Origin of the sequence: Croceibacterium aestuarii (genome assembly GCF_030657335.1) — a bacterium.
GTDB lineage: Bacteria > Pseudomonadota > Alphaproteobacteria > Sphingomonadales > Sphingomonadaceae > Croceibacterium_B > Croceibacterium_B aestuarii.
Genome location: NZ_CP131039.1, coordinates 233,959 through 250,319, shown reverse-complemented (window position 1 = coordinate 250,319; position 16,361 = coordinate 233,959). Strand labels below are relative to the sequence as shown.

Genomic DNA, 16,361 nt, shown 5'->3' with positions numbered 1-16,361 from the left:
GACTGGTGGGACGCGATCATTCGAAAGTGCAGATGTTCGGCGGTCTTCGTGCCGCTCATCGGACGGTCCTTGCCGGCGGCGGCCCGCGGGAGGGGCGGGCATGAACACCATGACTTTCGGCGATTTCCGCAACGTGCTCGCGCGCGGGGCGAGCCGCGTATCGGCGCTACCGCGCTCTTTCCGTGAGCGACAGAGGGCGGCGCTGCGCGCGTCCTCCATGTTGCGCAACCGGATCGCGGTCGAGCCGCTCGAACCGCGCCTGCTGCTCTCCGCCGATGCGCCGGCGATAGCCGGGGCGATCGATTCCGCCGGCGAGGTCGACAGCTATCTGTTCAAGATCGACGAGCCGACCAAGCTCTATTTCGATTCTCTGACCGATTCCTCCTCCATCACCTGGGGGGTCGTCGGTCCCGACGGGGTGGTAAAGTCGCCTCAGGCCTTAGGCTCCTCCGACGGGCAGGACGCGCCGGGCTCGAATATTCTCGACCTCGCAGTGGGCGAATACACATTGCGTGTCGATGGGGCCGCAGACGCCACGGGCACTTACGGCTTTCGCCTGCTGAACCTCGCCGATGCCGCCGACATTGCGCCGGACGAGGTCGTCTCCGGCCACAATGCCGGAAAGGAAACCGACCTTTACAGTTTCGACGTGACGGCGGGGGACAGCTTCTTCTTCGATGCCCATGTACTCACCTCCGGCAGCACCTCGTGGCGGATGCTGGGTCCCGATGGCGAGCTGGTTTCGGCGCCGGCGAGTTTCGCCGATTCGGGTCCATTCACGCTCGACCGCGGGGGGCATTACACGCTGGCGATCGAAGGACGCGATTCGAACAGCCAAGCCTTCGACTATTCCTTCACGCTGTCGCGCGTTACCCAGGGCAGTGGCACAATCACGCCGGGGACGGCGATCTTCGACCGGATCGGCGCAGCGGGCAGCTCGATCCGCTACGACCTCACTCTTTCCGGCGACACGCGCCTGCTTTTCGACGCGCTCAAGGTCCCGCCCAATTTCCGCTGGAGCCTGATCGGTCCGCACGGGACGGTGGTGGACGGGCGCGACCTGCGCCACTCCGACGGCAGTTATGCGGATTCGCTGCTCGACCTCGATGGCGGCGATTACGTGCTCGACGTCTCAGGCGAGGGCGATGCGCAAGGTTCGTTTGGCCTGCGCCTCCTCGATCTGTCGGACGGCGAAAAAGTGCCGCTCGGCGGAACGTTCGGCTCGGTGTTCGGCGATGGCGGCGCGTCGGAAAATGCCCCGCGTCCCGACGGCGCTCCGCTCGATTATTCAGGTATGCCCGGCAGCGTCAATCACGGGTGGGCCGTCAATGGCAATGCCGACCTGCTGGTGCCGGACAACGCAGCGCACCGGCCGTCGCAGCTGACGCTAGAAGCCTGGGTCAAGCCCGACCCCCAGCAATATTACGAAGGCATTCTTGCCAAGACCTCGAGCACAAGCTGGAGCGACGGCTACGGCCTGATCCGGCTCGGCAGCGAGGTGCGCTTCTGGATCAATGGCTGGTCGACGAATTACGTCTCCGCCACGATTGCCGACGACGCCTGGAGCCAGGTTGCGGCGACTTATGACGGGACCACGATGCGGCTGTTCGTCAATGGCGAGCTGGCCGGCGAAACCGCTTATTCGGGGGGAATTGCGCACAGCACCGGGCCGCTGGCGATCGGCGCCACGCCCTCGGGCGATTACGTCTGGGGCGGCCAGCTCGACGACGTGCGCATCTGGGACAGGGCGCGCACCGAGAACGAGATCGCCGACAGCTGGATGACCCCGCTGACCGGCGCCGAAAGCGGACTGGTCGGCTACTGGAATTTCGACGAGGAGAACGGGCTCACTGCCGCCGACTCCTCGCTTACAGATGCCGTCGCGACCCAGCGCACGGTGCATGCGACCGAGACCAAAATCTACGAATTCGACGCTACGCAGGGCGCGCATATATTCCTCGACGTGACCAGCAACACCGGCGCCGATCTTCGGGCGCGGGTGTTCCGGCCGGACGGGCAATTGCTCGAACCCTCCTTTGCCCTGCAGGACCTCGATCTTTCCGACCTGCCGCAGACCGGCACCTATACCATCGTCATCGAGGGCGAGATCGACGCGACGCAAGCCGCCGAATTCAGCGCCGATCTGCTCGAAGTGGTCGATATCGCCGGCACGTTGGCGCCCGGCACGACGATTTCCGACACGCTGATTCCGGGACAGAAGGCGAGCTACGATTTCACTCTGGCGAGCAACACGCAGTTGCTGTTCGATGCCTTGTCGGCATCGCCGGGTGTCACATGGTCGCTGACCGGACCGCGCGGGCAGGAAGTCTCCTCCCGCCTGTTTTCGAGCTCGGATTCGATCGACGCCAATTTCGATACCGTTCTCGACCTTCGGGCAGGGAACTACACGCTGACGGTCGACGGCAATGGCGATGCGGCGGGTGGCTTTTCCTTCCGTCTGCTCAATCTCGCGGCGGGACAGACGATCGGCTACGATAGCGACGTTTCAGGTGCGATCAGCCCGGCGAACGAGAGCGACGTCTTCACCTTCACCGGCTCGGCCGGCGACGAGATCGCCATCGCCGAGCCAAGCGAAAGCACCGCTCACAACACCTATTTCCGGCTGATCGACCCGACCGGACGCCAGACCGTCTCGCCGCGCTATTTCTACGGCTCGCAGAGCTTCACCCTGCCGATGGACGGTGATTACACACTGGTCCTGGAAGGCCGCTATTCGCAGGCCGCGACGCACGACTACCAGTTCCGCGTCAACCTGACCGGCAACACGCCCCCCGCCGATACCTCCACGGGCACGCCGTTCACGCTCGGCAGCAGCGTTGCGGGCACGCTCGGCGCGGGCGAGACCGCGCTGCACAGCTTCTCCACCACCGGGCCGACCACGCTCTATTTCGACTCGCTTGCTGCGACGACCGACCGCCAGTGGACCATCGTCGGGCCGCGCGGCGTCGAAGTCGGTCCGGTCGATTTCTACTATTCCGATTCCTTCGAGAAATACGGCGATCTCGCGATCGACCTGCCACTGGCTGGCGACTACCAAGTCAAGGTCACAGGCGATGCCGGCGATTACGCCTTCCGCCTGCTGGACCTCGGATCAGCAACGCCGGTGGCGGTCAACAATTCGACGATCAGCGGGGAGCTTAACCCCTCGAGCGAAAGCGAGCTGTTCACCTTCGACGGGCTCGCCGGCGAGCATATCTTCCTTACCCGTCAAGTCGCCGCCTCTGCCAGCGTGAGGCTGTTCGATCCCTTCGGGCGACAGGTCAACGGGCCGCTCAATTTCGCCGACATGGAACTCACCCTCCCGCTCGACGGCACCTATACGCTGTTGATCGAGGGCAGGGTATGGAACAGCGCGGCGGGCGACGATTATGCGTTCACGCTCAATCGCCCGTCCGATCCCGCGCCGATCGCACTGGCGCTCGATACGCAGGTGAGCGGGACGCTGGCCGCGCCGGGCGACGTCCAGCGTTACACCTTCACGCTTCCCGAAGACCGCCTGGTGGTATTCGACTCGCTGACGTCCAATGCCAATCTCATCTGGCGCCTGACCGGGCCCGACGGCGTGATCGACGGCAATTTCCGCTATTCGGATTCGCACGACCTGTCGCGCCTGCCCAACGCGCTGCTTGCCGCCGGCGATTACGAACTGCTGATCGATGCGAGCGGCAATGCGACCGGCGACTATGCCTTTCAACTGATCGACCTGGCCGCCTCGGCCACTGCGACCTCCGCCGATGGCAGCCAGGTCGATACCACGCTGACGCCGGAGAACGAGACCAAGGTCTTCGCCTTCGACGCGGCGGCGGGGGAGCAGTTCTCGCTCCACGCGCTGACCAGCCTCCCCTATGGCAGCGTGCGTCTGATCGACCCCTATGGCCGCGATCTGACGGGCCCGAAGAATCTCGGCGACATGTTCCTGACCGCGGATGCGGCGGGTACCTATTATCTGCTCGTCGAGGGAAGGGTGTTCCAGACCGGCGCTTCGAGGGACGTTTCCTTCGTTCTCGACCGGCCGGTCGATCCGCCCGTCGCGGCGCTGGTCATCGGCGAGGAGACGATCGCCCATGTCGCGCGTCCGGGCGAGGAGGCGACGTTCGAATTTACGCTCGCGAGCGATGCCAGCATCTACTTCGATTCGCTGACTGCCAATTCCCAGATGAACTGGTCGTTGACCGGGATCACGGGCGAGATCGCCGCCGACAATTTCTACTATTCCGATGCTGCCGAGGATACGTCCGAGCGCGTCATCAAGCTCGCGGCGGGGACTTATCGCGTCACGGTCAATGCCAATGGCTTCAACACCGGCGAAGCGCACTTCCGCCTGCTCGACCTGACCGATGCCACCCCGATCGCCTTTCGCGACGTGATCAGCGCGGCGCTTGAACCGGCCAACGAGACCGACACATATTCCTTCGACGCCACGGCCGGTGACCGGTTCTATTTCCGCCTGTTCCAGGATCCGGGCTCGGCGACGCTGCGGGTGATCGGGCCCGACGGCAAGCAGACGGTCTATGACGGCAATTTCGGAGAGGAAGAGTTCGCCGTTGCCCAGACCGGGCGCTACACGATCCTGGTCGAGGGGCGGGTGTGGGACAATGCCGCCAGCCGTCCCTATTCCTTCGCGCTCTACGATGCGGACACTTCTGTCGCGGCGCTGCCGCTCGACGGGTCGATTTCAGGACCCACCTTGCGACCCGGCCGGATCGGCAATGCGATCTCCATGTCGGGTCACGAGGAAATCGAGGTCGCCGATCCCGCGCTCGACCTGCGCGACACGGTGACGGTCGAGTTCTGGCTCAATCCCGAACAATCGCCCGATACCTGGACTCCCATCGTCTACAAGGGCACCGCCGCCAACGAGCGGACTTACTCGGTGTGGTTCAACCGCGGCTGTTATATCCACGTCTCGAGCGAAAGGGGCGGGGCCAGCGACACGGTTGAGACCGCTTCCGGCTCGGTCCCCTATGGCGAATGGACGCATGTCGCGGTGGTGATCGACCGGCCTTCGGGCACGATGCAGATCTATCTCGACGGCGAACTGGCCGCTTCGCGTACGATCAGCACCAATTCGGCGAGCGGATCGCCCGACACGCCGCTCTATGTGGGCAGCACGCAGGAAATCGACGAATCCTATCGCCGGCTGCAGGGCGGGCTCGACGAATTGCGCATCTGGAGCCATGCGCGCACGCAGAGCGACATCCAGGGCGACATGCTGGTTGGCGCGCCGGGCGATACGACCGGCCTCGTCACCCGCCTGTCATTCGACAACCTTTCCGATGGTGCCACGACCGAGAGCGTGTCCGGATTGCCGGTCGATGTCGTCTCCGACCTCGCCAGCATCGACGGCGCGGTGCAGGGGCGGCTCGACGTACCGGGTGACAAGCGCGTTTACACCTTCACCCTCGCCGAAGATACGATGCTGGAAGTGGATTCGCTGAATGACGACAGCGATTTCGGGATCACCGTCGAAGGGCCCGACGGCCTCGTCGTCACGCGCAATCTGCGCAACGCCGATGCGAGTGAGTTTGGCGCAGGCAACCCGGTCTTCGTCGCACCGGCGGGGCAATACACGGTCACCGTCGATGCCGCGGGGAGTGTCAGCGGCTGGTTCGCCTTCCGCATCCTCGACCTCGCGACCGCCGTGCCGCTGGGCAAGTGCGGGGTGGCCGAAGGAACCATCTCGGGCTCGGGCGAGAACTATGCCTACAAGATCGACGTCGATGCCGGCGAGCAGCTGTTCATCGACGCGCTGGCTTTCGGATCATCGAGCAACCGCGCCAGCCTGCGGCTGATCGACCCTTATGGAAGGCAGGTCGCAGGACCGCTCAACTTCGACGACTTCCAGACCGGCGTGCTCGCCCTGGGCGGCGAATACACGCTGCTTGTCGAGGGCAAGGTATGGCACAACTGGCCGCTCGATTATCGCCTCGCGCTCTATTCGGTGCCGGTCAACGATGCGATCCCGATCACGCTCGGCGGTGCCAACCCCGATGCGCCGCTGGTGGTCCCGGGCGTCGACGGTAATGCGCTCGCGCTGCGCGGTGTCGACTACGTCGAAGTGCCCGACGGGACAAGTACCTCGCCCGCCAAGAACATGACCTTGGAAGGCTGGTTCAAGCTCGACCGCTTCACCGACACCTGGACGGTGCTGGCGAGCAAGGGCAACGAATATACGCCCACGCGCCTATCCTATCACCTGTCGGTCAATGCCAACGGCACGGTCAATCTCGATGTCGCGGACAATTCGGGTGCCCAGGAGATACGCACCGCTTCGGGCGTGTTCAAGGCCGGGCAGTGGGTCCACATCGCCGCCGTCGTCGATCGCGATAACGGCCAGATGACTCTCTATGTCGATGGCGTCGCGCAGGCATCGGGCACGGTTCGCAACACGCAGATGTACGACAATGACCAGCCGCTCTGGATCGGGCGCTACGACTCCCCGGCCAATTACGCAGGCATGGTCGAGGGGGCGGTGGATTCGTTCCGGCTGTGGGACGTGGCGCGCACCGCCGGGGAGGTCGCTGCCGACATGGCCAGCGCACCGCCCTCGGGCACAGCGGGCCTGCTGCTGGCGCTGGAGTTCGAAGACACCGGCCTGTCCTCGGGCGCGACGCTGGAATCGATGAACGCCAACGGGGTAAGTGGCCGCCTCGCCATTCCGGGCGAGACGCAGAGCTACACTTTCAGTGCCGACACCTTCACGCTCGCCTATTTCGACAGCCTGACCAACAATTCCAACTTCCATTGGACGCTGGAGGGGCCGCAGGGGACGATCGTCAACGACCGGCGTTTCGACCAGTCGGACGGGTCGGACTTTTCCAGTTCGCCGACTCTGTCCCTGGTGCCGGGCAACTATACGCTGACAGTGGACGGGGTGGGCGACACCGTCGGCTTTTACAATTTCCGCCTGCGCGACCTCGCAAACGTGGCGCCATTGCCGCTCGGCAGCGAAGTGGCCGGCGATCTCGACCCGTCCAATTCCACCGCTGCCTACCGCTTTGCGGCGAACGCAGGCGAGAGTTTCGTGTTCGACGTCGTCTCGGTCCAGAACGACGTCCACTGGCGCCTGCTCGATCCACTCGGCAAGGAGGTCTTCGGACCGCAGGGCATGTCCGATATTGACGGGCTCACGCTCGATATCGCGGGCACCTACACGCTGCTCATCGAAGGTAATATCCATCACGGATCGACCGCGAGCTACGCCTTCTCGGTCACCCCGCTTTCGGCGCAGACCAGCGCCTATGCGATCGGGGCCCGCGTCGATTCCGATATCGGCCAGCCGGGCGAGACCGACCGCTACACTTTCACCTTGGCCGAAACGAAGACCGTCGTCTTCGACAGCTTCAGCGACCTGCAGAACGTCAACTGGACGCTGACCGGTCCCGATGGCACGCTTGTCATTGGGCGGGAAATGCGCTCGAGCGACGGCTACGATTTCGGCGGCAATCCGGTGCTGCGGCTCGGGCCGGGAGAATGGACGCTGTCGCTCGACGGGGCGGGCGCTTTTACCGGCGCCTACGCCTTCCGCCTCCTCGATCTCGGCACCGCGCAGGAGATGGTGGCTGGCGGCACCTATAACGGGGTGCTCGGCCAGCAGGGCCGCGAGACCGACCTCTACCGCTTCGACGCGACCAAGGGGATGCGCTTCTATCTCGACGTGCTGAATGGCGTATCGAGCCAGAACAAGTGGCGGCTGATCGACCCGAACGGCAATGTGGTGTTCGGTCCGGCCAATATCGCCGATATCGGCTTTGTCACCGCGCCCGTGGCGGGGACCTACACGCTGTTGCTCGAAGGCCGCGACAGCAACTCGGGCGACGTGCCCTATTCCTTCGTCTTCCAGGTGCCGCTCCAGCCCGATGGCACAGGCGAGACTTTGCAGGACTTCGAGTCCTCGGGCGGTTTGCCCTATGTCCTCTACAACAATCGCGGCTCTGCCGCGCAAGTGGTGGACGATGGCGGCAACAACGTCCTGCGGCTGACCGACATCCTTTCCACCAACGAGACCAACACGGCCTATTTCTCCGCCAATGGCGAGGGGCGGCAGGACCAGATCGCGCTCGATTTCGATTTCCGCATCCAGAACCGTCCTGGCCAGTCGGGGCGGCCCTACGGGCTCGGCCTGTCATTGTTGCCGGTCTCGCTCTACGGCCCGGCCGGCCCCGCCACCGCGGACTGGGACGCGTTCGACCGCGCGATCGAATTCTACTTCGATACCGACAATGGTGGCTCTTACGATCCCAACGACAACCACATCCAGATGCATTTCGATGGCACCAAGCTGCTCGACGGCATCGATCCCGGCTTCGACCTCGTGGCAGGCGACTGGGCGCATGTGAAAGTGGTGCTCGAGCGCGCCGATGGCGGCATGCTCGTCTCGCTGATCCTGACCCCGCCGGGCGGCACCGCGACCACATTGGTCGACCAATATTATCTCGGCGGTGCGGAGCTCGAAGCCTATCGACCGGCGATCTCGGGCAATACGAGCGGCAATATCGCCAATATCGACATCGACAATGTCGGCCTCGTGATGACACCAGCTGCCGACCCCGTCGCCGCGCTGGTGCTCGGTGAAACCGTCAGCGGCGCAATCGCGCAGGCGGGAGGGATCCAGCGTTACGGGTTCACCCTACCCGAGCGGACGCTGGTCGCGGTCGATACCCTGACAAATAACGGCAATTTGTACTGGGATATCACCGGGACGACCGACGATGGCGGCGCGGTCCGCTTTATCGACACCGATTCCTACGAAGGCCGCAATCGCCAGTCGGTGGTATGGCTCGATCCCGGCGACTACGAGATGGCGATCTCCGCCAGCGGCAGCAATACCGGCAGCTTCTTGCTGCGGGTGCTCGATCTGGGTGCGGGCGAGGATATCGCCATCGGCGACACGGTCGCACTGACGCAGGCGCCGGGCAATTCGGCCAACGTCTATCATTTCGACGGCACCGCTGGGCAGCGCCTGTTCCTCGACCTCGTCTCCGGGTCCAATTCGCCATTCTGGCAGATCGTCGATCCCAAGGGGAACGTGGTCTACCCTGTGACGCGGATCGGCGATTACGAGGGCTTCACACTCGACCGCGACGGCACCTACACATTGCTGGTCGAAGGCCGGATCGGCACCACTACGCCGCAAACGCTCGAATTCGCGCTGGTCGAAATGGTCGAGACGAGTGCGGCGATGACACTCGGCACGCAGGTTTCCGGCACCCTGTCCAAGGCGGGCGAGCGGCGAAGCTTTACCTTCTCGCTGCCCGAAGCCGCGCTTCTTCATTTCGACAGCCTGACCGACAACAACGGTCTCACCTGGTCGCTTGCTCGCGCCGAAGGAGAGATCGCGGGCGGCACGCTGCAGCGTTCGGATTCCACCTATCGCAACGATTCAACCGCGATCTATGCGTTGGCGGGCGACTACACGCTGACCATCGACGGCTCGGGCGACGCGCTGGGCGATTTTGCCTTCCGCCTGCTCGACCTCGCCAATGCCGCGGCGCTGCCGCTGGGCACGCCGACCACGGGCACACTCGACCCGGCCAATGCCACGGCGATCTACACATTCGACGCCGCGGCAGGCGAACGCTTTTTCTTCGATTTCCAGATAAATCAAGGCCTTGGCGAGTGGCGGCTGGTCGATGGCAATGGGCGGCAGGTGTTCCACGACACGTTCGACCGCGATTACGGGCCGGTCACGCTCGATCGCGACGGCACCTATTACCTGATGTTCGAAGGGCGCATCGCCGATACAGGGACCGACGCCTATCAGTTCCAGGTCACCCGCCTGGCCGATCTCGTCGACGACCTGACATTGGGCGAAACCTATTCGGCCAGCCTCGACCAGCCATATCAAAACGCGGTTCTCTCGTTCAGCCTGACCGAAGAGACGCTGGTCAACGTCGATCCGCTGACCAACGACAACGACCTCGCCTGGACGCTGACGGGTCCCCTCGGCCAGGTCGCTTCGCGCGAATTCCGCCAATCGGACGGGCCGGAAATCTCCGGGAATCCCGTCTTGCGCCTGCCCGCGGGCGATTACGTGCTGCGGGTCGAGAACCAGAACGTGGTCGGCCGCCCCTTCGCCATCCGCGTCTCGGACCTCGCCAGCGGCCAGAACCTGACGCCGGGCCTGCCGGTCAACGGCACACTGAGCCCGGCTTCCGAGACCGAAATCTACCGCTTCGATGCCGAAGCCGGCGACACCTTCTTCTTCGACCGCCTCTCGCTCTCTGGCGGCACGGCGCATTGGCGGCTGATCAGTCCCACGGGGCGCCAGCTCTTCATCAACAACTTCCAGGACCTCGAAGCCTTCACCCTGCCTTCGACCGGGACCTACACCCTGCTCATCGAGGGGCGCATCGGCGATGCCTCCGCGATCTACACCTACGGCTTGAACGTCATCGAGCAGGTCGAAAGCGATCCCGTCGAAATCGACCTCGACGCCAACAACGCACCCGACCTTGTCGCCGCCGAACTGGCAGTGATGAGCGGAGACGGCATTTATTCGGGTGCAACCGTCACGCTGGCGTGGAAGACCGCCAATGCCGGCCAGCAGCCCGCGGAGGGGCTGTGGTCCGACCGGGTGATCGTGCGCAATCTCGATACCGGGCAGGTAATCGGCAATTACCTGTTCGACGATAATGGCGGCACGATCCCGGCCGGCGGGGAGCGTCAGCGGCAGGTCGACATCACCCTGCCGGAGGGCAACAGCGCCGTCGGCCGCCTGTCCTTCTCGCTCGCGCTGGACGATGCCAATACGGTGGCCGAGGCCAATCTCGACGGTACCGCCGAGAGCAACAATACCGCGAGTATCGAAGTCGTTTCGACGCTCGCGCCGTTCATCGACCTCGTCACCTCCAACCTCCAGCCCGACCCTACCTTCGGTTGGGCGCCGGGCGACCCGGTGACGCTCACCTGGACCACGACCAATAACGGCAACCGCGCCACGGCGGGCAGCTTTTCCGAGCGCATCTCGGTGCGCAACACGAGCAGCAACCAGACCTTCTATCTCGCCACGATCGTCAATGCAGGCGCGCTCGATGCCGGGGCCAGCCGCGATTCCTCGGTCGAGGTGGTATGGCCCGACGGGGTCGGCGCCCACGGCAATTTCCGCTTCGAGATCGTCACCGACGTTCTCGACGAGGTGGCCGAGGCCAATGACAGCGCTACCGGCGAGACGAACAATCTGCAGACGCAGGACATCGTCTCCTCGCCTGACATCCAGCTCGACAACCTCGCCATCGACGCCGCCACCCCGGCCTCGGGCGACACGATCACGCTGAGTTGGACCGAGAGCAATATCGGCAATGTCGCCACCGTCGAGGGCTGGACCAACCGCATCTACATCCAGAATCTCGATAATGGTCAGGTCCTGCTCGACACCACTGTTGCCTCGACCGATGCGCTGGCGGCGGGCGGATCCCGCGACAAGAGCCTGACCTTCACCTTGCCAGAGGGCATGGCATCGGCCGGGAGCGTGCGGGTCACCGTCTATGGCGATCGCGGTGCCAATGGCGCGGCGGGCACGATGCGCGAGGTCGCCGCGGGATACAATGCCGAGGCCAACAACACCCCTGTCCTTAATTTCGATGTTGAGGAAACCGCCTATGCCGACCTTGCCGTCAGCGGCGTCTCGGCGCCCGCGATGGCGGCAGGCGGGGAAACGATCAATGTTTCTTGGACCGTGACCAACCATGGGCCGGTTCCCGCGGTCTCTTCCGCCGGTTGGGTCGACCGGATCATTCTGTCGAGCGACGGCGTGCTCGGCAATGAGGACGATGTGGTGCTCGGCGAGGTGGTGCGCGATACGGCGCTGGCGGCCGGGGCCCATTATGCGGGGACCGCCTCGGTGCTGCTGCCGGGCGATGTCGCGGGCACCTATTCGATCTTCGTCGTCGCCGATGCCGATGCCGATGTCGTCGAGCCCGACACCCGTGCCGACAATGTCGGCGGGCCGGCCTCGATCGCGCTGACGAGCGAGGCGCCCAACCTGGTCGCCGATGCGGTGTTCGGACCGACCGGCACGGTGTCGGGCGGGGAAACCTTCACCGTCTCTTGGCGTGTGCGCAATACCGGCGACGCCGCCGCGTCGGGCGGCCATGTGGACCGCATCCTTCTCTCCTCCGATGGGGCCGCCAGCGACGACGACCTGATGCTCGCCGAAGTTACCCACGACGCGCCGCTTGCCGTGGGATCGACCTATTCAGTGTCGGTCCCGGTCAGCGTGAGCGACGGGCGGTCGGGCCAGTTCAGGCTGATACTCGTCACCGATGCCGGCGAAACGGTGTTCGAGAACCTCCTCGATGACGACAATATCGGCGTCTCAGCGCCGATCACCTTCGCCTCCGCGCCCTCGGCGAATCTGGTGGTCGAGAGCCTCTCGGTCCCGGAAGGCGCGGTGCCTGGGCAGCAGGTCGATGTCACCTACGTCATCCGCAACACCGGCACCCAGCCGGCGACTGCGCCGTGGACCGACCGCATCTATATCGACGATGACGAGACCGTCTCGGGCGCGGCAATCCTGGGCACCGTGGGGCGGCTGTTTGACCTCGCCCCGGGCGAGAGCTACGAGGTCACCCAGGCGGTCACCCTACCGAAGAATCTCGGCGATGCGGGCTATCACGTCCTCGTGCGCGCCGACGTTTACGGGCAGATCTTCGAGGGCGGGGCCGAAACCGACAATGACGGAGCGAGCCTGGAGCTGGTGCTCTCACATGCCGACCTCGTGCCCGAGAACCTTGCCCAGGACGGCGGTGCCGATCTTCAGTCGAACACCGAGATCGAGGTCAGCTGGACCATTCGCAACGGCGGGAGCGGGACGACGTTGGAGGGCTGGACCGACGAAATCTGGCTCTCAAGAGACGGCACAATTGGTTCAACCGACATCAAACTGGGCGAACTTGTCGCTCCCGACGCGCTGGCGCCGGGCGAGACCTATGACGGCACGCTCAAGGTCCTGCTGCCGATCGATGCCAGCGGCGAATACAAGCTGTTGCTGCGTACCGATAGCGGCGGCCAGATCGCCGAACTGAGCGCGGGCGAGGCGAACAATTTCGCGTCGGCCGACCTGACAGTCGGTCTCGCGCCCTATGCCGATCTCGAAGTCAGCAATGTCAGCGCGCCGACGCTGACCGTGGAGGACCCGGCACGCGTCACCGTCGGCTGGACCGTCACCAACAACGGCACCGGCCCCGGCGCGACCGATAGCTGGGTCGACAAGGTGATCGTCAGCTCGGACGACATCCTTGGCGATGGCGACGATATCGTACTCGGCGAACTGCTGCACGAAGGTGCGCTTGAGGTGGGCGAGAGCTACGATGCCAGTCTCGACCTGATCCTGCCGGCGGGCTTTCACGGACGCTACACGCTCTTCGTGCGCAGCGATGCGGGCGACACCGTGTTCGAGAACGGCGCCGACGACAACCGCACCGCCATGGCCGAACCGTTCGACGTCTCGCCGTTCCCGTGGGCGGACCTCTACGTCGTCGGGGTGGATGCACCTGGCAATGCGCAATCGGGGGACGAGATCACGGTCACCTGGCAGGTCGGTAATCAGGGGCCGGGCCTGACCAACACGTCGAACTGGTACGACAGCGTGTGGCTGGAAAAGACCGACGGGTCGGGACGCGTGCGGCTGGGGCAGGTCAACCATCTCGGCTTCCTCGCGCCCGAGGACAGCTACAGCCGCACCGCGAGTTTCACCCTGCCCGAGGGGATCGCGGGAGAATACCGCATCGCGATCGAGGTGCCGGGCACGAGCAATCCCGGCGGCGGCCCCTACGAATTCATCTACACCGACAACAATCGCGGGGAATCGGGCACCTTCGACGTCTCGCTCGCTCCCTCTCCCGACCTCGTGGTTACCGGTATCTCCGCGCCGTCCACCGGCGTCGAGGGGACGGTGATCGACGTCGAATGGTCGGTGAAGAACAACGGCGCGGCACCCGCAACCGGCAGCTGGATCGACAAGGTTTACCTGCGCCGGGTCGGCGATAGCGGCAACGGCACGCTGATCGGCTCCTATTCCTATACCGGCCCGCTCGATGCCGGGAAGAGCTACACCAGGCGCGAGGAAATGCGCCTGCCGGTCAAGACCAGCGACGCGTTCGAGATCGTGGTGGTCACCGATGCCGGCAATTCGGTTTACGAATATGGCGCGGCGTCGGGCAACAACCAGACGGTGGACGACGACACGATCGTCGTCTCGGTCCTGCCGCGGCCTGACCTCACCGTCAGCGGCATTACCGGCCCCGACACGGTCACCGCTGGAGCCACTGCCTCGATCGAGTTCACCGTGGTCAACCAGGGCCTCGAGGAGGCCAGCGGCACCTGGACCGACCAGGTCTGGCTCTCGCTCGACGACAAGCTGTCGAGCGACGACATCCTCGTTTCCTCGCTGCAGAACGCTTCGGCGCTGGGCTCGCTCGAGGAATATCGCTCGGTCTCCGATGTGTTCACCGGGCCCAAGCGTTTCCGCGGCACGGTCTACGTGCTGGTCAAAGCCGACAGCGGCAACGCGGTCGACGAATGGCCCAACGATACCGACGCCAGCAATCTCGTCGCGCACGAGCTCTACGTCGAACCGATCCCCTTCGCCGACCTGGTGGTGGACAATGTGGTTACCGCCGCACAGGCGTTCGAGGGCAATACGATCGACGTCCGCTACACCGTCACCAATCGCGGCGCGGGCGAGACCGACAAGGGCACCTGGACCGAGCAGATCTGGCTCACCCGCGACAAGAACCGGCCGCATCCCGGGCAGGGCGACATCCTGCTGACCACGCTCAAATATGTCGACGGCGTACTGCAGGAAGACGAAGGCTACGATCGCCAGCTGACCGTTACCCTGCCGACCGGCCTGACTTCGGGCACCTATTACATCACGCCATGGGTAGATCCCTACGGCACCCTGCTCGAAGATCCGCTCGTTCCCAACATCAATCCCGACGATCCCAGCGAATACAATTCAAGCAATTATCGCGCGCGCGCGATCGATATCGTCGGCACTCCGGCGCAATCGACGACGAAGAACATCGCCGTCACCGCGGTTGATGCCGATCCCACCGGCGCCGGCGGCCAGCCGTTCACCGTGAGCTGGACGGTCAAGGCGGCGGGCGATGTGACCGCCAGTGGCTGGCGCGACCAGGTTTATCTGGCCGATGCGCCGCTGCTGGAGGACGCGCACGACAAGTTCCTGCTCGGCTCCTTCAATAACCTGCGCGCGCTCGATCCAGGCGCCTCCTACTCGCGCACCGAGACCTTCGACCTCAACCCGGCGGCCAAGGGCATGTACGTTATCGTCGTCTCCGAATACGGGGCCGACGCCAACAAGCTCGACAACCAGTATTTCGACGCCACCAACGTCACCAACACCCCGGCAGACCTGCGGGTCGTCTCGGTGGTTCCCTCGGCCCCGTCGATGCCGGCCTATTCGGGCGAGCTGACCAGCGTCACCTATACCGTGCGCAACGATGGCGCCGATGTGTGGGACGGCACCGACTACTGGCGCGACCAGGTGTGGATTTCGAAGGATCCGACCTTCGATCCGAAGCGCGCGCAACTGGTCTCGACCATCCTCCAGCCGGCCAACGGGCTGGCGACCGGGGAGAGCTACACCAACACCGCCGAATTCAGCATGCCACCCGGGGTGGAGGGCGAATATTACGTCTACGTGTTCACCAATGTCAGCGGCAACAATCCGGCACAGCCGGAGGTGGTGACCCGGGGCGACAACGCTTCGCTGCGCGACGGCGCTTTCGCCAAGTCCGCCTTCGAATTGCCCGCGGGCAATAGCGGCGCGGCGCAATTCCCGGTCATCTACCGCGAGCCCGATCTGCAGGTCACCGGGCTAACCCTGCCTGAGAACCTCACCGCTGGCGAGACGGTGGAGATCAGCTTCAAGGTCGAGAATGTCGGTACCCGCACCACGCGCGAGACCAACTGGACAGACCGCCTTTACCTCTCGCTCGACGCCTCGCTCGACACCGGCGACTGGCTGATGACGCGCGAGGGCCAGAACGGCATCGAGATCAAGGCCGAAGTCCCGCATCAAGGCGCGCTGGCGCCGGGCAAATTCTACATCGCCACCGCCACGGTCACGCTGCCGTTCGAACTCGAAGGCGAATTCCACGTCATCGCCATGGCGGATTCGGGGCCGGGCCAGTCGGGCTATGGCGGCTCGACCCTCTCGCCGCGTCTGCGCGGGGTGAGTGGCAATTCGAATGGCCAGGTGCGCGAATTCCAGGGCGAGGGCAACAACACCACCGCGGCAACGGTGACGCTGTCGCCCTATTCGGCGCCCGACCTGCAGGTCGGCGCTCTGGTCGCGCCCGAACGCGCGGTGCGCG

1 protein-coding gene (running past one end of the window) is annotated in these 16,361 nt (G+C 64.7%); it reads left to right on the top strand.

Annotation, left to right across the window (positions count from 1 at the left end; genetic code table 11):
• Positions 1 to 100: 100 nt before the first annotated feature.
• Positions 101 to 16,361, top strand: the 5' end (the start) of a protein-coding gene (locus Q7I88_RS01065) for an Ig-like domain-containing protein (protein WP_305097194.1). 21,416 nt of this gene lie beyond the right edge of the window; the window shows 16,261 of its 37,677 coding nt (coding positions 1-16,261); it begins with the start codon at positions 101 to 103; the stop codon falls past the right edge of the window.